The 22572-nt window shown below is 26.5% G+C and carries 28 protein-coding genes; 18 read left to right on the top strand and 10 right to left on the bottom strand.

Translation table 11 applies throughout. The features are described from left to right. Window positions 1-25: 25 nt before the first annotated feature. From AAQM_RS04980 to AAQM_RS04995, 4 genes are all read left to right on the top strand, one after another. Entirely contained in the window at window positions 26-724 is a 699-nt protein-coding gene (locus AAQM_RS04980) for a SapC family protein (protein ID WP_129095379.1), read from the top strand. 9 nt (window positions 725-733) lie between these two features. Further along, complete coding sequence (locus AAQM_RS04985; protein ID WP_129095380.1) at window positions 734-970, top strand: hypothetical protein; 237 nt, start codon at window positions 734-736, stop codon at window positions 968-970. Between the two features lie 277 nt (window positions 971-1247). Further along, window positions 1248-2645, top strand: a complete 1398-nt coding sequence (gene fumC, locus AAQM_RS04990) for a class II fumarate hydratase (RefSeq protein ID WP_129095381.1) — start codon at window positions 1248-1250, stop codon at window positions 2643-2645. An 11-nt stretch (window positions 2646-2656) separates the two neighbouring features. Then, window positions 2657-2902, top strand: a complete 246-nt coding sequence (locus tag AAQM_RS04995) for a hypothetical protein (RefSeq protein ID WP_129095382.1) — start codon at window positions 2657-2659, stop codon at window positions 2900-2902. A 29-nt stretch (window positions 2903-2931) separates the two neighbouring features. On the opposite strand, the gene AAQM_RS05000 is transcribed toward AAQM_RS04995, so the two are convergent. From AAQM_RS05000 to AAQM_RS05015, 4 genes are all read right to left on the bottom strand, one after another. Continuing rightward, window positions 2932-3891, bottom strand: a complete 960-nt coding sequence (locus AAQM_RS05000) for a cation diffusion facilitator family transporter (protein WP_129095383.1) — start codon at window positions 3889-3891, stop codon at window positions 2932-2934. A gap of 49 nt (window positions 3892-3940) precedes the next feature. Continuing rightward, window positions 3941-4252, bottom strand: a complete 312-nt coding sequence (locus AAQM_RS05005; RefSeq protein WP_129095384.1) for a hypothetical protein — start codon at window positions 4250-4252, stop codon at window positions 3941-3943. Next, window positions 4249-4455 (bottom strand): hypothetical protein, encoded by a 207-nt coding sequence (locus AAQM_RS05010; protein WP_129095385.1) that lies wholly within the window; start codon window positions 4453-4455, stop codon window positions 4249-4251. Before AAQM_RS05010 ends, AAQM_RS05005 begins: the two co-directional genes overlap by 4 nt. Before the next feature lie 343 nt (window positions 4456-4798). Beyond that, window positions 4799-6490, bottom strand: coding sequence for a protein adenylyltransferase SelO (locus tag AAQM_RS05015; RefSeq protein WP_129095386.1), 1692 nt, complete (start codon window positions 6488-6490; stop codon window positions 4799-4801). Window positions 6491-6619: 129 nt separating this feature from the next. Between AAQM_RS05015 and AAQM_RS05020 the strand changes: the two genes are divergently transcribed. Then, complete coding sequence (locus tag AAQM_RS05020) at window positions 6620-6967, top strand: hypothetical protein (protein ID WP_129095387.1); 348 nt, start codon at window positions 6620-6622, stop codon at window positions 6965-6967. Between the two features lie 2 nt (window positions 6968-6969). On the opposite strand, the gene AAQM_RS05025 is transcribed toward AAQM_RS05020, so the two are convergent. Continuing rightward, a complete protein-coding gene (locus AAQM_RS05025; RefSeq protein ID WP_164967051.1) occupies window positions 6970-7635 on the bottom strand; it encodes a DnaJ domain-containing protein in 666 nt (221 codons plus the stop codon). Window positions 7636-7981: 346 nt separating this feature from the next. On the opposite strand from AAQM_RS05025, the gene AAQM_RS05030 reads away from it, so the two are divergent. The 4 genes from AAQM_RS05030 (at window position 7982) to AAQM_RS05045 (ending at window position 11749) form a co-directional block, all read left to right on the top strand. Further along, complete coding sequence (locus AAQM_RS05030) at window positions 7982-8683, top strand: 3'-5' exonuclease (RefSeq protein WP_129095389.1); 702 nt, start codon at window positions 7982-7984, stop codon at window positions 8681-8683. Next, the gene (gene hrpB / locus AAQM_RS05035; protein WP_129095390.1) at window positions 8680-11199 is read left to right on the top strand and encodes an ATP-dependent helicase HrpB; all 2520 of its coding nucleotides are present in this window, start codon (window positions 8680-8682) and stop codon (window positions 11197-11199) included. Before AAQM_RS05030 ends, hrpB begins: the two co-directional genes overlap by 4 nt. A 68-nt stretch (window positions 11200-11267) precedes the next feature. Beyond that, the gene (locus AAQM_RS05040) at window positions 11268-11462 is read left to right on the top strand and encodes a hypothetical protein (protein ID WP_228722704.1); all 195 of its coding nucleotides are present in this window, start codon (window positions 11268-11270) and stop codon (window positions 11460-11462) included. Beyond that, window positions 11456-11749 (top strand): type II toxin-antitoxin system RelE/ParE family toxin, encoded by a 294-nt coding sequence (locus AAQM_RS05045; RefSeq protein WP_129095391.1) that lies wholly within the window; start codon window positions 11456-11458, stop codon window positions 11747-11749. The genes AAQM_RS05040 and AAQM_RS05045 overlap by 7 nt, the downstream gene beginning before the upstream one ends. A gap of 70 nt (window positions 11750-11819) precedes the next feature. Here the strand turns inward: AAQM_RS05045 and AAQM_RS05050 are convergent, their stop codons facing one another. Then, a complete protein-coding gene (locus tag AAQM_RS05050) occupies window positions 11820-13091 on the bottom strand; it encodes a deoxyguanosinetriphosphate triphosphohydrolase family protein (protein WP_129095392.1) in 1272 nt (423 codons plus the stop codon). Between the two features lie 136 nt (window positions 13092-13227). On the opposite strand from AAQM_RS05050, the gene AAQM_RS05055 reads away from it, so the two are divergent. The 7 genes from AAQM_RS05055 (at window position 13228) to AAQM_RS05085 (ending at window position 17065) form a co-directional block, all read left to right on the top strand. Beyond that, window positions 13228-13500 carry a type II toxin-antitoxin system Phd/YefM family antitoxin gene (locus AAQM_RS05055; RefSeq protein WP_129095393.1) on the top strand — a complete coding sequence of 91 codons (273 nt, stop codon included), beginning with the start codon at window positions 13228-13230 and terminating at the stop codon, window positions 13498-13500. A 6-nt stretch (window positions 13501-13506) separates the two neighbouring features. Continuing rightward, a complete protein-coding gene (locus AAQM_RS05060; RefSeq protein WP_129095394.1) occupies window positions 13507-13836 on the top strand; it encodes a type II toxin-antitoxin system RelE/ParE family toxin in 330 nt (109 codons plus the stop codon). A 9-nt stretch (window positions 13837-13845) separates the two neighbouring features. Next, complete coding sequence (locus AAQM_RS05065; RefSeq protein ID WP_129095395.1) at window positions 13846-14409, top strand: SMI1/KNR4 family protein; 564 nt, start codon at window positions 13846-13848, stop codon at window positions 14407-14409. A gap of 28 nt (window positions 14410-14437) precedes the next feature. Continuing rightward, window positions 14438-14803 (top strand): RidA family protein, encoded by a 366-nt coding sequence (locus AAQM_RS05070; RefSeq protein WP_129095396.1) that lies wholly within the window; start codon window positions 14438-14440, stop codon window positions 14801-14803. An 18-nt stretch (window positions 14804-14821) separates the two neighbouring features. Beyond that, the gene (locus tag AAQM_RS05075) at window positions 14822-15388 is read left to right on the top strand and encodes a pentapeptide repeat-containing protein (RefSeq protein WP_129095397.1); all 567 of its coding nucleotides are present in this window, start codon (window positions 14822-14824) and stop codon (window positions 15386-15388) included. Between the two features lie 77 nt (window positions 15389-15465). Beyond that, on the top strand, window positions 15466-16767 hold the full coding sequence (locus AAQM_RS05080; protein ID WP_129095398.1) for a M99 family carboxypeptidase catalytic domain-containing protein: 1302 nt from the start codon (window positions 15466-15468) through the stop codon (window positions 16765-16767). Between the two features lies 1 nt (window position 16768). After that, the gene (locus AAQM_RS05085; protein WP_129095399.1) at window positions 16769-17065 is read left to right on the top strand and encodes a hypothetical protein; all 297 of its coding nucleotides are present in this window, start codon (window positions 16769-16771) and stop codon (window positions 17063-17065) included. Between the two features lie 28 nt (window positions 17066-17093). On the opposite strand, the gene AAQM_RS05090 is transcribed toward AAQM_RS05085, so the two are convergent. Then, window positions 17094-17288, bottom strand: a complete 195-nt coding sequence (locus tag AAQM_RS05090) for a YgaP family membrane protein (protein WP_129095400.1) — start codon at window positions 17286-17288, stop codon at window positions 17094-17096. Window positions 17289-17429: 141 nt separating this feature from the next. Here AAQM_RS05090 and AAQM_RS05095 point away from each other — a divergent pair, with 141 nt between their 5' ends. Continuing rightward, window positions 17430-18125 carry an alpha/beta fold hydrolase gene (locus AAQM_RS05095; RefSeq protein WP_129095401.1) on the top strand — a complete coding sequence of 232 codons (696 nt, stop codon included), beginning with the start codon at window positions 17430-17432 and terminating at the stop codon, window positions 18123-18125. On the opposite strand, the gene sfsA is transcribed toward AAQM_RS05095, so the two are convergent. Next, window positions 18097-18789, bottom strand: coding sequence for a DNA/RNA nuclease SfsA (sfsA, locus tag AAQM_RS05100; protein WP_129095402.1), 693 nt, complete (start codon window positions 18787-18789; stop codon window positions 18097-18099). The two genes, AAQM_RS05095 and sfsA, sit on opposite strands and share 29 nt — an antisense overlap. 197 nt (window positions 18790-18986) lie before the next feature. Between sfsA and AAQM_RS05105 the strand changes: the two genes are divergently transcribed. After that, on the top strand, window positions 18987-20144 hold the full coding sequence (locus tag AAQM_RS05105; RefSeq protein WP_129095403.1) for an acyltransferase family protein: 1158 nt from the start codon (window positions 18987-18989) through the stop codon (window positions 20142-20144). 31 nt (window positions 20145-20175) lie between these two features. On the opposite strand, the gene AAQM_RS05110 is transcribed toward AAQM_RS05105, so the two are convergent. Continuing rightward, window positions 20176-21171, bottom strand: a complete 996-nt coding sequence (locus tag AAQM_RS05110; protein ID WP_228254526.1) for a hypothetical protein — start codon at window positions 21169-21171, stop codon at window positions 20176-20178. An 8-nt stretch (window positions 21172-21179) separates the two neighbouring features. Further along, window positions 21180-22562 (bottom strand): MBOAT family O-acyltransferase, encoded by a 1383-nt coding sequence (locus AAQM_RS05115; protein ID WP_129095404.1) that lies wholly within the window; start codon window positions 22560-22562, stop codon window positions 21180-21182. Window positions 22563-22572 lie beyond the last annotated feature (10 nt).

The raw sequence follows: 22572 nt of genomic DNA on the forward strand, positions 1-22572 counted from the left end.
TGAATTTAAAAAATAAAGGAAGAAAATGTATAAAGATTTAGAAATAGTAAATAAAATAGCCCATAAAGAAAATAGTATAAAAGAAGTAAAAGATTTTTCTTACACAAAAAATCTAACAAGCGCACCTATAACAGTAACAGAGTTTTTTGAAGCTTGTAAAAATTATCCAATCTTGTTTGCTAAAGATAAAAATAATGATTGGTTTGCTTCAGTAATGTTAGGTTTTAAAGAAAATGAAAATATCTTTGTTGATAATAAAGGTAATTGGGATAAATTACACTATGTTCCAGCATTTGTAAGAAGATATCCTTTTGTTTTTGTAGAACAAAATGAACAACAACAATTACTGTTAGGTGTAGAAAAAGAGTTTTTGAGTATAGATAAAAAAGATGAAAAAAGAAAACTTTTTGATGATAAAGATGAAAATACAGAGTTTTTAAATAATGTATTGAACTTTCTAAATCAATATCAAAATGATTCAATAGCAACAAAAGAGTTTATAAAACAATTAGATGAATGGGAATTGCTAGAAGAGAAAGTAGCAACAATAATAAATGAGAAAAAAGAGCAATTTAATATAAATGGATTTTATATAGTAAATGAAGAGAAATTAAAACACCTAAGTAAAAAGAAAAAAGAAGAGATTTGTAATAAAAATGCGACTGCATTAATAACAGCACATTTGATTTCATTGTCTAATATTCAGAAGTTAGGAATAAAATAATTTTATTAGATGGAATTTTTAAAGGGCATAAAAATAGAAATTGAAGAAATAAATCACGTTTTAGAAATTGCATATTTAAAGAATTATTTAGAAAAGGATATAAATCCTTTTTTAAATAAATGTATAGACTTTAAATATGATGTAAATGAAAAGATATTTGTATTTCATATTTTAAACTCAAATAAGAAGATAAATCTTGGAATGGACGAATTTGTAGAATGCTATAAAATATATTTTAATGTATAAAATAATAAAGCCTATTTAATTCCAAGTTAAAAAATAAAATATTTTAAAAATTTTATTTTACTAATTTTTAATTTTTAAAATTAATACAATTTAAAACTTTCGATTACTTTGATACTTGAAATAATTCTCTTGAGTACTTTTATAGAAGGATTATTTTATGTTTTCAGCTTATATATGTTTATTAAATAGTTAATAAAGATTTTGAAGCACAAAAATTAAATAATAATTAAGACAATATACATAATAATGATAACCCATATCAATAATAGGAAAAGTAATGGATTTTAGAATTGAAAAAGATACAATGGGTGAAATTAAAGTTCCAAACAATCAATATTGGGGAGCACAAACTCAAAGAAGTTTGGAAAACTTTCCAATTGGCGAAGAAAAAATGCCAAAAGAGATAATTGAGGGATTTGCATATTTGAAAAAAGCTTGTGCAATTGTAAATAATAAATTAAATAGATTAGATAAGATAAAAACTGATGCTATTTGTGTAACTTGTGATGAGATTATTCAAGGAAAATTATCAACTGAATTTCCTTTGGTTGTTTGGCAAACAGGTTCAGGAACACAATCAAATATGAATGTAAATGAAGTAGTAGCTTCAAGAGCTACACAAAACTTAGGAAAAGATTTTAGAACTGAAAAACTTATTCATCCAAATGATGATGTAAATAAAGGTCAAAGCTCAAATGATACTTATCCAACAGCTATGAGAATTGCTTTTGTTTTAGAGCTTCAAAAAAGGTTGATTCCCTCTATTAATGTTTTAAAAACAACATTAGAAAATAAATCAAAAGAGTTTGAGACTATTGTAAAAATAGGAAGAACACATCTTCAAGATGCAACTCCACTAACTTTAGGACAAGAACTATCAGCTTATGTTGATATGTTAGATAAAGCTTTAAATCAAATTGATGATTCGATGAAATACATAGTTGAACTTGCTATTGGGGGAACGGCTGTTGGAACAGGATTAAATTCTCATCCAGATTTTTCACCTGCTGTTTGTGATGTTTTAAATATTTTAACACAGACAAAATATGAGTTTAAATCTCATCCAAATAAATTTCATGCTTTAACTTCTCATGATGGAGAAGTATTTTTAAGTGGAGCTTTAAATGCCCTTGCTTCAAATCTTATGAAAATAGCAAATGATATTAGATGGCTTTCATCAGGTCCTAGATGTGGAATAGGGGAAATCACAATTCCTGAAAATGAACCAGGAAGTTCAATCATGCCAGGAAAAGTAAATCCAACTCAAAGTGAAGCCATGACTATGGTTGCAGTTCAAGTTATGGGAAATCATACAACTATAAGTGTTGCTGCAAGTCAAGGTAATTTTGAATTAAATGTATTTAAACCTGTAATCGCTCTAAATATCATTCAGTCAATTAGACTTTTAAGTGATACTATGCTTGCATTCAATGATAATTGTGCAGTTGGAATAGAGCCAAATTTAACAAATATAAATAAATATCTAAATGATTCTCTTATGCTTGTAACTGCACTTAATCCATATATTGGTTATGAAAAAGCTACACTAATTGCAAAAACAGCTCATAAAAATGGAACAACTCTAAAACAAGAGGCTGTAAATCTTGGGATTTTAACAGAAGTTGAGTTTGACTCTTATGTAAAACCAGAAGATATGATAAAACCTAGTTTATAATGGAGAAATGATTGAAAGAGTTAGAGAGATATTTTTTAATAGATGAGTTTGAAGATGGTTGGGGAATGGAAGATGGTTTTATTTGTGAAGAACAATTATTTGAGTATTGTACAGAAGCACTTTTCATTCCTGAAGAAAAAATAGATGAACTTAATATGATAGGTAGTGAACTTGAAATAGTTTTAAGAGATTTGGAATTAGAAGATATAAATGATGATTGGTATGTTAATCTTGTAAAAAATTCAAAGGATAACTAAAAAGAGTTTTCTCTTTTTAGTTGTTTATATTACCATTCAAATTGAAAAGTAGTATGAACTATTTTAAATTTTTCTTTTAGTTGATGATTTATTTCATGTAAAATTTTTTCATAATGTACTAAATCATCTTTATTGATTTTAACATGAGCTGTCATATTGTACATATTTTGAGTTATTTCCCAAATATGAATATCATGTAATTCAATAACTTTTTCATTTTTACAAATATATTCTTTTACTTCATTTATATTTAAAGGAGAACTTTCAAGCAAAGTATTTATCGAATTTTTTAGTATATCAATTGCCCATTTTGCAATAACAAAAGCAACAAGAATAGCTAAAATAATATCTATAAAATACCATGAAGTAAAATGTATTACTATATAACCTATAATTATTGCAACAGAAGATAAAGCGTCAGTTAGCATATGAATAAATGCAGATTTTAAATTTATATTATTTCTATCTCCTTGCATCAAAATTACACCAGTGATAATATTTACGATTAGTCCTATTATCGCAACAATCAAAGCAGTTTTAATGTCAATTATTTCAGGATTCAAAAAACGTTCAATTGCTTCATAAACAATCCAAATGATTGATAAAATAATTGTAATTCCATTGATAAAAGCAGCAAGAACTTCTATTCTATAGTATCCAAAAGTTTTTTCAATAGGAGCTTTTTTATTTGCAATAACGATTGCTGCTAATGAAATAATTAATGCAAATGAATGAGTAAACATATGAATAGCATCTGAAATAAGTGCTAAAGAATTTGATAAAAATCCATAAAAGAACTCTAAAAACATAGTAATTAAGGTAATTGATAATGCCCATTTTAAAACTTTTTTATCTGTTCCTCTGTGATCGTGTGTATGTCCACTAATACTATGGTCATGCCCACAACTATCTCCATGATGGTGATGTTCTTTTTCTTTATTTCCTAAAAAAGGTTTATGGTCATTTAGACCAAATTTACAATTTTCCATATCAAATTCTCCTATAAATATTATTATAGTATATAAATGCAATATAAAATTAGATTTTTTCAATCTTTAAATAGTTGTTTTTTCTAAAAAATATTATAAATAATATATAAAAAGGTATTAAAATATTTTTTGAATGAGTATTATGAATTTTCAATTTATCATTATTTTTTAATTCAGTTAAATCTAATTCATTACTGCTACACCAATCTATTTTTGCACAAATTTTTTTTGAATTTAAAGGTAATACAATATTTAATTCTTCACTATCTCTTATATTCATTATAAAAACATCATCAACATATAATTTGTAAGCTCTTGTTTTATCAATAAACTTTTTTGGTCTACTTACTAAAATATTCATATATTTTCATCTTTTTTAATTTTAGAGGTAAAATAACCAAATAAAGTTCCAGCAACTAAACAAAGAATTGAAAAAACAATATATGAACCAAAGGGAGGAGTTGTGATATTATCTATATAATATCTATGTAAAGCAAATATAATTCCAAAAGAAACACCCCATCCAAAAGTTCCAAATATTAAAATATCTTTTATTTTTTTCATTAATAACCTTTAATTTTTTTATTGATAATAGAGCATATTGTATTATTTATCTACTTATATTGATATTAATTATTAATATTGTACTAAGTGAAAAAACTTTAATATTTCAATAATTTAAAAAGCTTAGGATTAAAAATATGTTGTATCAGTTGTATAGAAATGCTGTTAAAAATTTGGATTTTGCATATCAACCTATAATTGATTTTAAAATTTTAACATTCTAGATATATAAACAAAAGTAATTCACTTTTTGATGGAACTTTCATGAAAAGAAAACCAAATAAAAATTAAGATTTCCCTTCATTTCAAGCTCCAGCTTGAGAACGTATAAGTTAAATCTTTCCTACGACGAACAACTCACATGCGATATCCCAGCTATTCCAAAAAAATTTGAAGGTTTTTTAATATAATATTTTTCTTCTATCTCTTTTGTCTGTTCTTCATATGGATTTGTCATGATTTTTTGTAACTCTTTTGTCGGTTCATAGTTTCCATCTTGGGCTTCTTGATACGCCCAAACTAAATGCCATTCTCTTAACGTATATTTTGGATTAGTTAGTTTCATTTGCTTTGATAGTTTTTGTTTTGATTCTTCATCATTTATATTTATGAGTGATTTCCAACTTTCAAGCCAACTGTTCCATCTTAATTTGATATTTTCATTTTGTATTTTTCCATAAAAACTTTTTTCAAGGCTACTTATATCATCAGGTATATTTGATAATTCTCTAAAAAATATAGTATAGTCAACTTTTGTATCTATCATAAGATTGATTAGTTCTTCAAACAACTCAACATCAAACTTTTCAAGTCCAAGTTTATTAGCCCACATACTTTCCATCTTTTCTTGCATAACTTTTGAAAAGTTATTTTCGATTTTTTCTAGTTCTTCTAAAGCATCTTTATTTGAACTAAGTAGTGGTTTTAGTGCACTACAAAATGATTTGAAGTTTTTAAAAGCAGCAACTGGCTGATTAAAAAATGAAAAGTGATTGCCTCCTCCAGTCCAAGATTGATATTTTGGGTCAAACATCTCAATAAATCCAAAAGGACCATAATCAAGAGTAAAACCACCAGCTGCACAGTTATCGCTATTGAAGTTACCTTGACAATATCCAACTCTTATCCAGTTAGCAACCATTGATGTTAGACGATTTTGAAACTCATTTGCTAGTAATATTATCTTTTTTTCTAAAGTTAAATCTTGATTGATTACTTCACTATATTCTCTATCAATTAAATGTAAAACAATCATTTCTAACTCTTTTAGAGCATTTTCATGTTCATTTTTTCTAGCTCGTCTTCCAAAAAGTTCTATTTGCCCAACTCTTAAAAAAGAAGAGGCAACTCTTGTAGTAATTGCAACATCTTCTTCTATCATAACTTCTGGGTCCTTTGAGTATGAATTATCTCTAAACCAAGGTCTTTGAACTTGCTCTTTTTTAGAAGTAAATAGAGTTAAAGACCTTGATGTTGGAATACCAAGTGCGTGCATATGTTCTTGTGCTAAAAACTCCCTTACACTTGACCTTAAAACTGCTCTTCCATCTGCACCTCTACAATATGGTGTTTTTCCAGCACCTTTTAGTTGAAATTCCCATCTTTTACCGTTTATCACAGCTTCTAAAACTGAGATTGCTCTACCATCACCATACCCATTTCCAGTTTGAAAAGGGCATTGTGCATAATATTCTGTTCCATAAATAGATAAGGCATATCCAGTTGCCCAACCTATATTTTGCATAGGTTTTGATATATTTGACATATCACCTGAAAATAGTTTGATAAAATCATCTGATTTTAGTAAGTTCTCACTAAAGCCTAACTCTTTAAAAAAGTTAGTACTATGAGAAATATATATCGGGTCTTTGATAGGAGTTGGCATTACAGGAACAAAATGTCCACTAAAAACCTCTCTTGGAAATTTATTATCTCCACTATATTTTGCATCTGGGTCGCTATTTAGGTTTTCCACAAAAGAGTAATCACATAAATTGCTAAGTTCATTAAATGTTTCTATATTTTTTTTATTCATTATTATATTTATCCATAAATTTATTTATTAAGATTTTAATATAGTAAATTTGTACTTAAATATAGAAACTAAAGCTACTGTTAATTAGAATACGAATTAAATTAACAATTGAAAAGATACTAAAAACTAATGAAAATCTCTTATCATCGTAGACGTAAAATCAAAATTAGAAGAATAGCTATAAAAGATTTGATTTTACAAGGTATTGAAGATCCAATAGATTTAGCCAAAAAACTAAAAGTTACAGTTGCTACTATAAAAAGAGATTTGGAAGCTATGAAAACGATGAGTGAAGATGATTTCACTTTTGCTACTAGACAAACATTACAAGAGATTCTTGATAAAAAAGATATGATATTAAAAATGCTGGATGATGAGAATTATTATACAGAAAATGGAAATGTAGATATATCAAAAATAACAGAAGAACTAAATACAAGTAGAGCAACAGTTCTATCTGTTATAAACGGAGAGTAAGCTTATTTCTTCAACTCTTTGATTATTTGATAAGCTTGGTTGATTTCTTGAGTTTTAGCTGTCGCTTCTTCCATATATGCTTCATCTTTGTTTTGTGAATTTATAATATCAGGATGGTATTCACGGATTAATTTTCGATATGCTTTTTTGATAGTATCCATATCATCACTCTCTTTTACCCCTAAAATCTCATAAGCCTCTTTTGAACTCATAGTTTGTTGTTTGTTTTTGATCATATTTTGGAATTTATTTACAATTTCATCATAAGAAGATAGAGGAATATTTAATTCAGTCATAATCTCTTTTAAAACTTTTTCCTCTTCCTCACTAATTCCACCATCGATGAAAGCTAACTGGATTAAAAATGTTATAAATTGTTTACGTTTTAAAATACTTCGACCAAGAAGTTTATTTAACTCTTGAGCTATTTGTTTTGTATCATCACTTACTTGTTTTTCTTCATTGAAAATCTCTTTCATGATAGCTCTTGCTTTTTCTTTTTCATTAAAAACTTTAGAAATATCATCAAACATCATTCCAATAAGTTGAGCTTCCAATTCATGAACTCTACCATCAGCTTTTGCAACTTTTGCAACAAGTGCAACAAAATGTCCTAAAATACTTTTTCTAAATAACTCTTTTGAAGTTAATAGTTTATTTAGCTTCATTTTTGCGTAAAACTTGTATATCTTAAATGCAACATATAAAGAAACAAGAATAGAAAGGGTAATAAAAAAGTTTGCAATAAAGGCGTAATAAAATATCACTAAAAATATTGCTATAAATATCCATTTTTTTAATTTCATAATTTCATCCATTTTAATATTGCAAAATTATATCTTTTTAACCTTATAGTGATTAGAAGCTTACAGCTTTAAGCACTTTTGGATAAAATTTGTTTTTAATAAATAGGAGTTCATAATCAAAATAATAAATCTAATTTCCAACCAAAATAGATTAAATCTTATTCGAAATTTTTGTGAAGATGATTTAGAAAAAGAAGTTGAAAATGTTTTGAAAAATGTTTTAAAAGATGGTTCTACTTCTCTAAAATCAATGATAAAACTTTTTAATCTAATTGATAACGCTAATTGTATCAATAGTGATTTACAAACTCCTTATACTATTGGCAAAAGAACTATTGAAGTTATCAACACTTGTGAACAACTTGAAAGTGCAATGAACAAAATCCAACTAACTCCTTTTGTAGGTTTTGATAGTGAGCAAAAACCAACATTCAAAAAAGGTCAAGAAAACAATGGTGTTTGCCTTATTCAGTTAGCTACAAAAGAGAAGTGCTATCTTATTCAAATTAAACAAATCAAAAACCTAAAACCTTTGATAGATTTTTTAGAAGATGAAAAAGTACTAAAAATAGGTACGGGATTAAAAGGGGATAACGTAGCACTTTATAAACAATTTAATCTAAGAGTTAAATCAATGATAGATTTAGAAGATATATTTAAAGAATTATCTTCTAAAAATCAACTAGGAGCTAAAAAAGCTTCTTCAATAATCTTGAATAAGAAATTACAAAAATCAAAAAATATGTCAAAATCAAATTGGGAAAATGAAAAACTAACAACTGGGCAAATAAAATACGCTTCAGAAGATGCAACAGTAGTATATGATGTAATGATTGAACTTCTAAGACAATACCCTTTTGTGATAAATTTGATGCCTGAATTTTTTCAAGAGCAATATTCAGAAAAATGAAAAACCTTCCTATTTATGATGTTTTAGATGAGATAAAAACTATACTTAACTCAAACTCAAAACTTATAGTTGAAGCACCTCCAGGGGCAGGTAAAAGTACAGTTTTTCCTATCTCTTTACTTGATGAGCTTTGCCTTGAAGATAAAATGATAATTATGCTAGAACCAAGAAGAGTCGCAGCAAGAATGGTAGCAATTCAAATGGCAAAACTACTAGGTGAAGAAGTAGGGCAAACAGTAGGCTATCAAGTAAAGATGGAGAGTTGTTACTCTAAACAAACAAAACTATTAGTTGTAACAGAAGCAATACTTGTACGAAAACTTCAAAGTGACCAAGCTTTGGAAGATGTGGCTATGGTGATTTTTGATGAATTTCATGAAAGAAGTATTCATACTGATTTATCTCTTGCTCTTTGTCTTCAAGTACAAGAACTATTAAGAGATGATTTAAAACTTTTGATTATGTCTGCAACTCTTGACTCACGTGAGTTAAAGAATCTTTTAGGAGATGTGCCAGTTGTAACTTCACAAGGAAAAATATATGATGTTGAAAATATCTATCTTGAAGCAAATATAAAACAACCAGATTATAAAAGCATAAATACTCTTCTTTTAAATACTACATTAAAAGCTATTAAAGAAGATGAGGGAGATATCTTAGTCTTTTTAGCAGGAGCAGGTGAGATACAAAAACTTCAAATATCACTTGAAGAGAGTTTGAAAGATAAAGATATAGAAATCCTTCCTTTGTATTCTAATCTAAGTAAAGAAAAGCAAGACAAAGCAGTTACAAAATCAAATAAAAGAAAAATAATACTTTCTACAAATATCGCTCAAACCTCTTTGACAATTGAGGGTGTTAAAGTTGTGATTGATTCAGGATTAGAAAAAGTATCAGTTTATAATAACTCAAATGCAATGAATCATTTAGAACTATGTTTTATCTCAAATGATTCAGCAATACAAAGAGCAGGAAGAGCAGGTCGTCTAAGCAATGGAAAGTGTTATAAACTTTGGCATAAAAGTAAGATACTACAAGATACAAGTAAAGCTGAGATTTTAAGAACTGATTTGAGTTCATTTTTCTTGGATTTAGCACTTTGGGGATATGAGGATATAAAAGAGTTTAAATTTTTGGATTATCCTTCAAAGGTGGTAGAAGATAGTACAAACTTAGTGCTTAAAGAACTACAAATGCTAAATGAAGATAATCAAATAAGTACATTAGGAAAAAAAGCCTTAACTCTTGGTCTTCATCCTCGATTAGCTTTTATGATATTAAGAGCAAATGAATTAGGCTTTGCTTATGAAGCATCACTTTTATCTGCGATGTTAAGTGAAAAAGATATTTTTAAAAATATGAGTTCAAATAGTGACATATATTCAAGGTTTTTACATTTGTATGAAAAAGATTTTGATAGTGTTTATATAAATAAATTTCAAGCAACAAATATTTTAAAACAAGCAGAGTTTTTTTATAACAAACTAAAAAGTATAGAAACTATAAATAAAAAAGTAAAAGAGATAGATGAAGAGAGTTTGAGTATTTTACTTCTTTTAGCATATCCTGATAGATTGGCAAAACAAAGAGGAAAAAACGACAATAGATATAAACTAAGTAATGGGAAAGGTGCTATTTTAAATCAAGAAGATAGTCTGTTTAATGAAGAGTTTTTAGTAATAGCAAATCTAAATGCACAAAACAAAGACTCATACATAAACCAAGCTTTGAAGATTTCTTTGCAAACTATCGAAAAAGAGTTTGAATCATATATAAAAAAGAAAGAATCAATCACTTACAACAAAGAGAATAAAAAGTTTGATATAAAAGAGCACTATTATTTCTATGAGTTAGAGTTATATTCAAGAGCAATATCAAATGAAGCTAAGCATGATTTCTCAAAACTTATTTTAGAGTTGATTAAAAAAGAGGGTTTAGAACTTTTAACTTGGAGTAAAAAAGCTATCGAGTTGCAAAATAGGGTGAACTTTATAAATGAAAATATGAATAGTGAATTTCCACTATTTACAAATGAAGCTTTACTAAAGAGTGTTGATATTTGGCTAGAGCCATATTTACAAAATATCACAACAGTAAAAGAGCTTGAAGCTTTGGATATGTACTCTATCTTACTTGGAATAATACCTTGGGAAAAACAACAACTTTTGGATACTCTTGCTCCAAGTGGCATTTTAGTTCCAAGTGGTTCAAATATAAAAATAGATTATTCAAACCCAAAAAATCCAATCTTAGCAGTAAAGATACAAGAGATGTTTGGACTAAATATTACTCCCAAAATACTAAACAATAGTATTGCTTTGCAAATACATCTTCTAAGCCCAGCTTTAAGACCAATACAAATAACAAATGATTTGAAAAGCTTTTGGGAAAACTCATACGATGAGGTAAGAAAAGAGTTGTTTTCAAAGTATAAAAAACACTATTGGCCTATAAACCCTTTTGAAGCTGTGGCTACTAATAAGACTAAGAAGAATATGGGGCAGCGTATAGATTAAATTTTGGGAAGGGTGATTTTTTTAAAGATAAAATATACATCGTTTCGATAAAATAATTTATATTTAAAATGTTGGAGTTTATTATGACAGCACCAAAACAAGAAGCAAAAAAAGTGATTGATTCATTACCTGAAGATACATCTTATGATGAAATATTAAAAGAGTTAGCTTTTGATAGAATGATTCAAAAAGGCTTAAAAGACTCATCTGAAAATAAAACTATTTCAAATCAAGAGATGAAAAATAGAATAAAACAATGGTAGATATATATTGGACAGAAGAAGCAGAAAATTGGCTTAAAAGTATTCATGATTACATAGTTTTGGATAAAAATGATATTGCTAAAAAAGTTGTAACCGAAATATATCAAAAAGTACAAATACTTCAATCTTTTCCAAGAATTGGTTATGAATACGAAAATAGTCAACATAAAGAGATAAGAATATTACTGTATGGGCATTATAGAATTGCATATTTAATTAAAAATGAAAATACAATTGATATTTTAGGTGTATTTCATGGGGCATTGGATATTGAAAGATATTTATAAAATAGTTTGATGCCTGAATTTTTTCAAGAGAAGTATTTTGAAAAATGAAAAACCTGAGTTAAATAAGAAATTATATTTTAAAATATAATTTCTCAATTTCGCTTTTCCCAAAATATTTGATGTATTCTTGTTCTGCAAAAGAATCCATCATCCCTGAAATATAATCTATTACAAGTCTTTCTTGTTTATCATTTCTTTTTCTATATTCAGCAGGTAATAAAATATTATTTTTATTATATTTAGTATCAGTATAAACTTCATATAATCCTCTTATTATTTTTTCACCCTTTTTTTCATAATGTTGAACATTTTTTTTTCTCAAAATTGCATTAAATAAGAGTTTTTTTAGTCCTTCTGACAGTTTTTCTTTAGTTTTGAATCCTAATTGTTTTACACCATCTTTTTCTATTATTCCAATATCAAGGCATAAACTATGAACTATTGTAGAAGTTAATTCTTTTCTTAAAACAGCAGAATATTCTTCTGAAGTATTAAGTTTAGTTGATTTTAGTGCAATATCTTGTACTGGTTTTACAATTTCCAAAAAATAATCATAAGCACAATTATATTTTTCACTAATTTTAAATTCATGAATCATTTCACCTAAGCTTATAATTCCAATACTTAAGGCATCTTCTAAATCATGTGCTGCATAAGCTATTTCATCTGCTAAATCCATAATTTGGGCATCTATACTTTTAGTTATAGTTATTTCATGTTTAATAAGTTCATTTTTTAAAAAGTTATAATCTTCATCATATAAAAACTTTTTATTTATTTTAGAATTTTTAAAAATTAAAAAAGAATTATTTATTTCTTCTCTTTTATAGAAATATTTTGTGATTCCAAATAGTGTTCTTAAAGTTAAATTTAATCCCTCATATTTATGATGTTTTTTTTCTAATTTTCTAAGTATTCGGAAGGTTTGAGCATTCCCTTCATATCCTCCATAATCTTTCGCAAGATTATTCAAAATCACCTCTCCATAATGACCAAAAGGAGGATTTCCTAAATCATGAGCAAGGGAACAACTTTCAGCAAAGATGATTTTGTCAAGCTCTAAATTATGAGCAATAGACCTAGCTATTTGAGCTACTTCTAAACTATGAGTTAATCTATTTCTTGTAAAATTTGTTGAATTTATTCCTAATAATTGCATTTTTCCTTGTAATCTCCTAAATGAAGAAGAATAAAGAATTCTTGCATAATCTTTCATAGAATCATCTCTTCCAATTTTTCTTGTTTCTTCAGAAGGAGTTTCTCTATATAATAATTTATTTAAAATTGATTCCTGCTCTTTTGCAAAGTCAATAGTCTCACGTGAATATACCTTATTTTCCATTTCTACCCTTACTCAGATTATTTTTTAATAATTTTACAATAAATAAAATAAAAATAATGATTTTAAATTATCTCATTAACACCAAATTAAATCTAAATTTAGTACAATGTATTATCTTAATTAAAAAGGTAAATTCATGCATTTAAGTCAAGATATAAAACCAATTAGTTACCTAAAAGCAAAAACAGCTGAAGTAATAAACAGTGTAAATGAAAATCAAAGAACGATAATCATCACACAAAATGGCGAAGCAAAAGCGGTTGTTCAAGATATTAAAAGTTATGAAAATTTACAAAATTCTTTGAATTTATTAAAATTGATTGTTCAAAGTGAAAACGATATTGAAAACAACGAAGTAATAAAACAAGATAAAATGTTTGAAAATCTTGAAAATAAACTGTTTGGATAATTTCAAATGAACAAGTTTGAAGTTATTTGGACAAAAAATGCCCAACTTGATTTAGAATCAATTATCGAATATATCAAAATAGATAGTATAACTATTGCCAAAAAGATATTTTTTGAAATCAAAAAAGAGTGTGAAAATCTACACTATTTCTCCGAAAGAAAAAGAGTTGTACCTGAGTTACAACAAATTGGTATTTCAAAATATCGAGAAATTATCTATGAAAAATATAGAATCATTTTTAAAATCGACAATTCAAAAATTTATGTTTTATTAGTTGTTGATTCACGAAGAAACTTAGAAGATATACTTTTTCAAAGATTGATTGAAAAAAAATGAAGGATTTAAATGAATGAAAAATTTGAAAAGTTTAAGCAGTGGCTTACACTTAATTATAGTGATGGTTTATTAGACTTAAATCCTCCTGCTACAAATGAAGAGATAGAAGAACTAAAAAATGCTTTGGGTGTTGATTTACCTGATGATTTTATTAGTGTACTAAAAATACATAATGGTCAAAAAGGCGATTTGGCTTGGCTTTTTGATTCTCAAGAGTTTTTATCAACCAAGCGTATTATTGAAGAGTTTAACACTTGGAAAAATTTATTAGAGGGTGAACTTCAAGGAAAAATTTCAACTCCTGATGATGGAGTTAAAAGTGACTGGTGGAATGTAAACTGGATACCATTTACGAGTGATGGTTGTGGAGATCATTATTGTATTGATTTAAGTCCTACGGCAAGTGGTACAAAAGGTCAAATTATTACTTTATGGTATGAATTAGGTGAGAGGGAAATAGTAGCTCAAAGTTTCTCGTCTTGGTTTGATGAGTATATTGAACAGTTATATTCAGGGGATTTAGTTTACTCAAAAGAGTACAACTCAATAGTTCATAAAGATGAATTAGAATAAATAAATTTACTAAATAAGGAAAAGAAAAATGAAAATTCATAGAATAAATCCATGTAAAAGATGGTCAGATGTTACAGTTTTCAACGGAATTGGAACATTTACAGAAATCGCTGATAGTGATTCAACGGCTGATATAAAAGGGCAAGTTCAACAAATATTTGAACAAGCAGAAGCTACTTTAGCTCTGATTGATAGTGATAAATCAAGAATTTTAGCAGTTACAGTTTATATCACTGATTTTGCAAATTTCGATGCTCTAAATGAGATTTGGGATGAGTGGTTTCCGCAAAATTGTGCTCCAAGTCGAGCGTGTGTAAAAGCTGAACTTGTAGATCCAGATTTATTAGTAGAGATGACATTTACAGTAGCTGCTGGTGAAAAATATTTATCATAATTTGTAAAAAGAGATTTTATGTTTAAAACAAATGATTATTGGGAAGAAGAATTTATTGAATATAATGATAAAAGTTTAAATTCTATTTATTTTGATGATTGCACTTTTATAAAATGTGATTTTTCAAAAAGCCTTATGCAAAATTGCAAATTTACAGAGTGTAAATTTGTAAATTGTGATTTATCTTTATCTTCTTTAAAATCTTGTACTTTTAATGATGTAATATTTGAAAATTGTAAACTTATTGGAATTTCATGGAGTTCATCTCAAGAACCTTTTGAGGTTAAATTTAAATCTTGTAATATCTCTTCAAACTCTTTTCATATTATGGATTTACGACAAATGAAGTTTATAGATACACTTATAAGAGATTGTGGTTTCGAAGAGTGTAATTTGGAAAAATCACTTTTTGATAATTGTGATTTAGAACAAACAGTTTTTATAAAAAATAATCTAAAAAAAGCAGATTTTAGAACATCAAAAAATTATTTGATTGACCCAAAACAAAATGATTTAACAAAAGCTCTATTTTCACTACCTGAAGCTTTGAGTTTTCTTTCTTTACTTCCTATAGAAATAAAATAATATATATAACTTAACCACTTTCTAACTAGATATTAGATACCATTTTTGGCATTTTTAATATGATAATTAGGATATTTATGAAATTTATTATTTTATTACTTCTTGTATTTATAAATCTTTTTGCGCAAAATAAAGATTTTGATTTATATAAAAAAGAAGGAACTTTAACTGGACATACTTTACTTGTAATTGGTGGAATTCATGGTGATGAGCCAGGTGGATATTTTGCTCCTACATTTTTAGAGAAGTATTATAAAATTAAAAAAGGTAATCTTTGGATAGTTCCAAATCTAAATGGACATAGTATTATGGCAAATAGAAGAGGAATTTATAATGATATGAATAGAAAATTTAATATTATTGATAAAAAAGACCCTGATTATTTTGTTGTTGAAAGAATCAAAAAAATAATTATAGAAAAGAATGTAGATTTAATACTAAATTTACATGATGGATATGGTTTTTATAGAGAACAATATGAAAATGCAATCTTTAATCCAAATGCTTGGGGACAAGCAACTATCATTGACCAAGAAAAGATAAATGGGCTTGATAAATTTGGTAATTTAGATGAAATAGCAAGTTTAGTAAATAAAAATCTAAACAAAGATAATTTATTTGAAGATTTTCACTCTTTTGGAGTTAAAAATACTCAAACAAAATTCAAAGATGAACAAATGCAACTCTCTTTGACTTATTATGCAGTAACTCATAATAAACCAGCATTTGCTATAGAAACAAGTAAAAATATTACTGATTTAGCACATAAAGTTACTTATCAATTAAAATCAATTGAAGAGTTTATGAAGATTATGGATATAGAGTTTGAGAGAGATTTTGATATAAATAATTATAAAGAAGTAGAAAAAAGACTTTATGATTTTGGAAAAGTTATTATCAATGATAATATAGCTTTTGATTTAAGTGATATAAAAAGAACTACTAGATTTGTACCTTTAAAAAAAGAGAATAATAATTTCAAATTTGAGCATATTTTAGGTGATATAAAAGCTATTGATAATAGATATGAATTATATATTGGAAATATAAAAGTTTCTGATTTTTATCCTCAAATATTTGAAATAAAAGAGTATAAAGAAAAAATAAAAGTAGAAATTGATGGTAAAATAATTGAAACAAAATTTGCTTCACAATTAGATGTAAAAGATAATTTTAAAATATTAAAGAGTGATTTTAGGGTAAATATCATTGGTTTTAGTAAAGATGGTGTTGATAGCGAAGATGATATTTTGATTAAAAAAAGTGATATAGTTGATAGTTTTTCTGTTGATAATGAAAAAAATAAGTATAGAGCAGAGTTTTATAAAGATGGTAAATTTTATGGAATGATTATTTTAAATTTTTTAAAGGATAAATAAAATGGCTAAAAAAAATAGTGATGAGATAAAAAGAGAGTTTGCTGTTGTAATAAGAAATGCTAAAATTACAGCATTTATCTTCTTTTTATTATTAGCACCAAATATTGTAATACAAGTAAAAGGTTTAGAAGAAATTGCAGGATTATCAAAAGATACGTGGTTTAATGGAGCTATTGCTGGATTTGTAATATATTTAGGATTTGTATTTTTCTTATGGAAGTGTCCAAGTTGTGGTAAATATCCAGGTCGTGGATGGTTTAGAAAAAACTGTGAGAAATGTGGAGTTGAATTGAGTTAAAAGGGAAGATTTTAAATCTTCCTTTTTTTTATGCCTTTGTTTTAGGTGTACACTTTTTACTAATAATACAAACAGGACAAAAGTCTGCTAGACCAACTATCAAAGGAATAACTCCTAAATAAAACCAAGCATTATCTGTAAAAAATCCAATAGCTATTAAAACTAAACCTATAACAATTCTAAATGGTCTACAAAAGCTTCTAAATTTATCAAATTTATTCATAATTTTAATCCCTAAAATATTTATTTTTATAATTATTATATAAGTGTACTTAATCTAAAATAAATAAGAAAAACTTATATTAAAAATCATTAAGTAATTTTCTTGTACAATCAAGTAAAAATTGATATTTGGGTTTTATATATGAAAGAAAAAATTTATTTTATTCCAGGACTTATGACTGATGAAAGATTGTGGAAAAGGGTTATTCCATTTTTAGAAAATGAGTATGAAATAGTTCATATTCCAATACCAAGAAGTGAAGATTTTGATGAAATAATTGATATTTTATTTAATGAAATAAAAGAAGAAAAAATAAATTTATTAGGATTTTCTTTAGGTGGATATATAGCTTCTTATTTTGCAATTACTTATCCAAATAGAATAAAAAGAATTTTTATGGTTGCCGCAACTCCTGGAGCTACAAATGAAGCTGAAATTGAAAGAAGAAAAGAGAAGTTTGCAATTATTGAAAAAGAGGGCTTTGGTTTGAGTTATGAAAAGGCTTTATCATTAGTAGAAGAAAGAAATCAAAATGACAAAGACTTGATACAAACAATTATTGATATGTTTAATGATTTAGGAAAAAATTGTTTTATTTCTCAACTCACTTCTACTTTTTATAGAAAAGATTTATTTGAAGATTTAATACATCAAGATTTTCCTATTTGGATATTTTATAGTGAAAAAGACAGACTTTTAAATAAACAAGCCTTAAAAAAATTAACAACTACAATACATAATATAAAGATGATTAAAAGAGAAGGTTCGAGTCATAATATACCTTTAGAAGTACCTTTTGATTTTGCTTCTAATGTAAAAAGTTGGATGAATTCTTGATTATAATCTCTTGTAAATTTATGCTAGATTGATAAACTAAAACTTCAACTCCATTTTTTGTAACTTCATTGAAAGTTTCACAATATTTTTTATCAATTTGGCAAGCTAATTTAAAAGGTAAATCATCAGTTCTTTGAATAACATATAACATTACAGCTCTATGTCCAAGTTTGACCATCTCTTCAAGCTCTTTTAGATGTTTTGTTCCTCTTGATGTGACAGCATCTGGAAAAGCTAAAAAATCATCTATTTTCAAACTCACACTTTTTATTTCAACAAAACATTTTTGATTTTCATTTTCAAGCAAAATATCTATTCTACTACTTTGTCCATATTTTTGTTCAGTTTTTAAAGATTTATAACCTTGAAGCTCTTTTATTGTTTTATTATTTATTGCTTCAACAGCTATTTTATTTGCCACATTTGTATTTGTGCAGATTAAGTTTTTAGCTATTTTTGTAAGTTCTAAAGTATATTTTAGTTTTCTTTTTGGGTTATCGTGGAAACTTACCCAAACATCACAATTTTCTTCTATACAACTTGTCATTGCTCCACTGTTTGGTACATGTGCAGTTACTGTTTCACCATTTTCTAAAATAATATCAGCCAAAAATCTTTTGTATCTTTTTATTAATTTTCCATGTATTAGTTCTTCAAATTTCATTAAAATTATCCTTTTTTTTCAAAGAAATATAATAAGCTTTTTTTATTGAAAATAGCTTAAAAAAATTATAAAAATTTATAAGTGACTAATAAAAGATTTTAAGCTATCATATTGCCGCATTTAAAAAAACTTATATCATTATTTTAAAGACAATAGTGATATTTTTTTAAGGAAACATTTTAAAATTTGGAGGGCTGATGCCGAACACTCTTGCACCAATCACACTAACGGATAACATATCATTTGCAACAAATATTGTTATTGCTGTTTTATTATTGGTTTTATTTCTTACATTTAAGAAATCTCAACATACAGATGTTTTTCCAATTTCTGTAACTCAAGAACTTAAAGGTTTAGGTATTTTAACAGTTGTTTTTGCACACTTTGCATATATGAAAGTTACAAATCCTGAGTTTCTTTTTCCTTTGTCTATTATAGCTGGGGTTGGAGTTGATTTATTCCTTTTTATGTCTGGGTACGGTTTAACTGTAGGAATGTTAAAAAAACCAATGCCTACTTTAGATTTTTATAAAAGAAGAGTTATAAAAATCTTTATTCCATTTTGGGTTGCGTTGATTATTATTTTTGCTGCTGATGCACTGTTTTTAGGGATTTTTTATCCACTTCCATACATGATACAATCAGTTCTTGGATGGTTTCCAACTGCTATTGGATTTGGAGATGTTAACTCACCATTTTGGTATATTACATGGATGTTGATGTTCTATATTCTTTTTCCACTTGTATTTAGTGTTAGTAAACCTTGGTTAAGTGCTATTATACTTGCAGTAATTGCAACAATAATTGGTACTTCTAATCCATTAGATATGGGTGATAATTGGCTTCATAGATTACATACAGTTGCATTTTCTATGGGTATTATTGCTGCTTGGTTATTAACTGAGTCAAAAGATAAAGAGAATAAACTTGTAAAATATCTAAAAGAGTTTAGAGCAAATAGTAACATTTCAAGATATGTGATAATAGTTTTAATGTTTGCAATAGTTGTTTATATGTCTTTACACACAACTGCAAATCATTGGCCTAAATTAACTGCATTTTTAGGAAAAGGTTTCTATGTTGAACAGTTTACTTCAATAGTTATTATGTTGGCATTTATTGTGATTTTCTCACTTAAAAAAGTTGACAATAAATTTTTAGCTATTTATGGACTTTATTCATTTGAAGTCTATTTAATTCACTGGCCATTAATGGCAAGATATGATATCTTCTTTGATTATTTACCTTCTTGGGCGGCTGTTGTTGCTTGGATGGTTGCATTTATTCTTGTAAGTATGTTATTACAAAAAATTGTAACTCCAATTAGTTCATGGGTTGATAAAATCGCAAAATAAATATAGAGTAATTCCAATCTTAGGATTGGAATTATTTCTTTTCTACATAAATTCCAAAATCTTTTGGTACTTCTACTGATGAATCATCAAAAAGTTTAGCAAAATATAGTATTCCAAACTCTTGTTTTATATGAGAAGTATCTACAAAATTATCATCATTTCTTGTTATACTATTATCATACATAAAATCCCAATAAGGTGTGATTTTTGCAATTTCTTCTTTCCACTTATAATAGATATCCATTTTGTCTAAATCTTTTAAAATATTTAGTTGAGAGGTGTGAATAGCAGTTGTAAAAACTTTTAAATTTACTTTATATTCTTTGCATAGTTCAACCATCTTTTTTAAATACTCAAGATTTGTTTCTCCCCATTGTAAATAATCTCTGTACTTTTCAATATATCCATTGTAAGAGTTGTTTTTTCTTTGTTCCCAACTCTTTCCAGTTAAGACAATATTTTGATGATAAGCTGTTATTGCTCCATCTTTATAAAATGGTTCTGTAAAATTATTTGTAAAAGCAAATTTTAGATATTTATACAATGGAACTTCTAAATAGTGTTTGATTTGTTGATAAAAGTTAAATTTATTTGTAAAAATATCCTTATCAAAATCACTTGAATTATCTTCTAAAATTTCACTAAAAGTATAAAGATTTATTCCTATAATTACATTTTTTATTTCAAAATTTTCTAATGAGTATTTTAAAAAATAGTATTGTTCTTCTAATGTCGAATAACTAAGCCCTAGGTTATAAACTTTGTCATTTGTATATTTTTTTAAATCATTTGGTCTTAGATAGTGAACTCTACTTCCACCTATCATCAAAGTATTTGGTTTTATCTCATTTAATTCTACAAATTTTTGTGTTCTATATGCTAAAGCTATATCTTTGTATAAACCTAAATTGAATTTATTGTTTAATCCAACAGGGTCGATGATATATCTTATACCAATTCCAAGTGCAAAAAGAATCAATGTAAAAATGATTGATAAAAGTAGATAAATCTTATATTTTTTTTTCATTTTTTGCCTTAAAATTGGAAGTATAAAAACTCTTTTGCACTTGAAAAAGTGAACAATGAAGCTGTCAAAAGAATTACTGTGTAAAAAATATATTTAAAATTTGGTTTGAAATTTTCTGAAATTTCCATACTGTTTTTACAAGCAAGAGCTAAATATAAAGCTAAAACTATATAAAAACTTTGTAAATATGGGTCTATATAAAATAGATTTTCAAATCTTAAATTTGAAATATCAAAAAGTGTAGTTGTTACATACCAAGCATCTGCAAAATCATTTGAAACGAATAAAATTCTGGTTAATATAAGTCCAAAAAACATTAAAAACCAAGCTACATAAAAATTCATTTCAAGATTTGCTTTTTTCATCATGTGAGCCATAACTACAAAAATACCATTTAATAATCCCCAAACAACAAAGTTCCATCCAGCTCCATGCCAAAATCCAGATACAAAAAATGTAATCATAATATTTAAGTACATTACCCAAACTAAAGATTTATTTCCACCCAAAGATTTGTAAATATAATCACTTAAAAATCTTGAAAGAGTTATATGCCATCTTTTCCAATAATCAGCAAAGTTTCTTGCTTTATATGGGCTATTGAAGTTTTTTGGAATATCTATATTAAACATTTTTCCAATACCAATAGCCATATCAGCATATCCAGAAAGGTCAAAATAATAAGACAATACATAAGAAACAGAAGCATACCAAGCTTCAACCATAGATAGTTTTTGTGCATTATCAAAGGCATATTGAGCATAATCAGTTAAAGGGTCACCTATTAGTGTTTTTTTTGAAAGTCCAATTGCAAAAATAAACAGACCTAAAGCTACATTTTCCCATTTTATAAAAGATTTCCATTTTGTTTGAAATTGCGGAATTATCTCTTTGTGGTGCATAATTGGACCCATTAGAAGTTGTGGGAAAAAAGTAATAAATAAAGCGTAATTCAAAAAATTATACTCTTTTGTTTCACCTCTGTATGAATCAACTAAAAAAGCGATTTGTTGAAATGTAAAATAACTAATTGCAAGAGGAAGTGCTAAATGAAGAAGTTCTACATCTTTATTTAAAGCCCAGTTAAAATTTTCTATAAAAAAGTCTGTATATTTGAAATATCCTAAAAGTGCAACATTTCCAATAATTCCAAATGTTAGCATCTGTTTAGTACGTTTTTTTCCTAAAAACTGACCAACATAAAAGTTGAAAATCATACTTCCTAAAATTAAAGGAAGATAAATAACATTCCACCAAGAGTAAAAAGTTAGTGAAGCAATTACTAAAAATATTTTGCTTAAAGTTATAAGTTTTTTTGAGTTTAAATAAAAATATATAATAAATGTAAGAGGTAAAAAAACTAATAAAAATTCATAAGAGTTAAATAACAATAAATTCCCT

The sequence above is a fragment of the Arcobacter aquimarinus genome (assembly GCF_013177635.1).
Lineage (GTDB): Bacteria > Campylobacterota > Campylobacteria > Campylobacterales > Arcobacteraceae > Aliarcobacter > Aliarcobacter aquimarinus.

Coding starts and splice junctions, on each gene's coding strand:
- AAQM_RS04980 (WP_129095379.1), top strand. CDS start 26: ATGTATAAAGATTTAGAAATAGTAAATAAAATAGCCCATAAAGAAAAT.
- AAQM_RS04985 (WP_129095380.1), top strand. CDS start 734: ATGGAATTTTTAAAGGGCATAAAAATAGAAATTGAAGAAATAAATCAC.
- fumC (WP_129095381.1), top strand. CDS start 1,248: ATGGATTTTAGAATTGAAAAAGATACAATGGGTGAAATTAAAGTTCCA.
- AAQM_RS05000 (WP_129095383.1), bottom strand. CDS start 3,891: ATGGAAAATTGTAAATTTGGTCTAAATGACCATAAACCTTTTTTAGGA.
- AAQM_RS05005 (WP_129095384.1), bottom strand. CDS start 4,252: ATGAATATTTTAGTAAGTAGACCAAAAAAGTTTATTGATAAAACAAGA.
- AAQM_RS05010 (WP_129095385.1), bottom strand. CDS start 4,455: ATGAAAAAAATAAAAGATATTTTAATATTTGGAACTTTTGGATGGGGT.
- AAQM_RS05015 (WP_129095386.1), bottom strand. CDS start 6,490: ATGAATAAAAAAAATATAGAAACATTTAATGAACTTAGCAATTTATGT.
- AAQM_RS05020 (WP_129095387.1), top strand. CDS start 6,620: ATGAAAATCTCTTATCATCGTAGACGTAAAATCAAAATTAGAAGAATA.
- AAQM_RS05025 (WP_164967051.1), bottom strand. CDS start 7,635: ATGAAGCTAAATAAACTATTAACTTCAAAAGAGTTATTTAGAAAAAGT.
- hrpB (WP_129095390.1), top strand. CDS start 8,680: ATGAAAAACCTTCCTATTTATGATGTTTTAGATGAGATAAAAACTATA.
- AAQM_RS05040 (WP_228722704.1), top strand. CDS start 11,268: ATGTTGGAGTTTATTATGACAGCACCAAAACAAGAAGCAAAAAAAGTG.
- AAQM_RS05045 (WP_129095391.1), top strand. CDS start 11,456: ATGGTAGATATATATTGGACAGAAGAAGCAGAAAATTGGCTTAAAAGT.
- AAQM_RS05050 (WP_129095392.1), bottom strand. CDS start 13,091: ATGGAAAATAAGGTATATTCACGTGAGACTATTGACTTTGCAAAAGAG.
- AAQM_RS05055 (WP_129095393.1), top strand. CDS start 13,228: ATGCATTTAAGTCAAGATATAAAACCAATTAGTTACCTAAAAGCAAAA.
- AAQM_RS05060 (WP_129095394.1), top strand. CDS start 13,507: ATGAACAAGTTTGAAGTTATTTGGACAAAAAATGCCCAACTTGATTTA.
- AAQM_RS05065 (WP_129095395.1), top strand. CDS start 13,846: ATGAATGAAAAATTTGAAAAGTTTAAGCAGTGGCTTACACTTAATTAT.
- AAQM_RS05070 (WP_129095396.1), top strand. CDS start 14,438: ATGAAAATTCATAGAATAAATCCATGTAAAAGATGGTCAGATGTTACA.
- AAQM_RS05075 (WP_129095397.1), top strand. CDS start 14,822: ATGTTTAAAACAAATGATTATTGGGAAGAAGAATTTATTGAATATAAT.
- AAQM_RS05080 (WP_129095398.1), top strand. CDS start 15,466: ATGAAATTTATTATTTTATTACTTCTTGTATTTATAAATCTTTTTGCG.
- AAQM_RS05085 (WP_129095399.1), top strand. CDS start 16,769: ATGGCTAAAAAAAATAGTGATGAGATAAAAAGAGAGTTTGCTGTTGTA.
- AAQM_RS05090 (WP_129095400.1), bottom strand. CDS start 17,288: ATGAATAAATTTGATAAATTTAGAAGCTTTTGTAGACCATTTAGAATT.
- AAQM_RS05095 (WP_129095401.1), top strand. CDS start 17,430: ATGAAAGAAAAAATTTATTTTATTCCAGGACTTATGACTGATGAAAGA.
- sfsA (WP_129095402.1), bottom strand. CDS start 18,789: ATGAAATTTGAAGAACTAATACATGGAAAATTAATAAAAAGATACAAA.
- AAQM_RS05105 (WP_129095403.1), top strand. CDS start 18,987: ATGCCGAACACTCTTGCACCAATCACACTAACGGATAACATATCATTT.
- AAQM_RS05110 (WP_228254526.1), bottom strand. CDS start 21,171: ATGAAAAAAAAATATAAGATTTATCTACTTTTATCAATCATTTTTACA.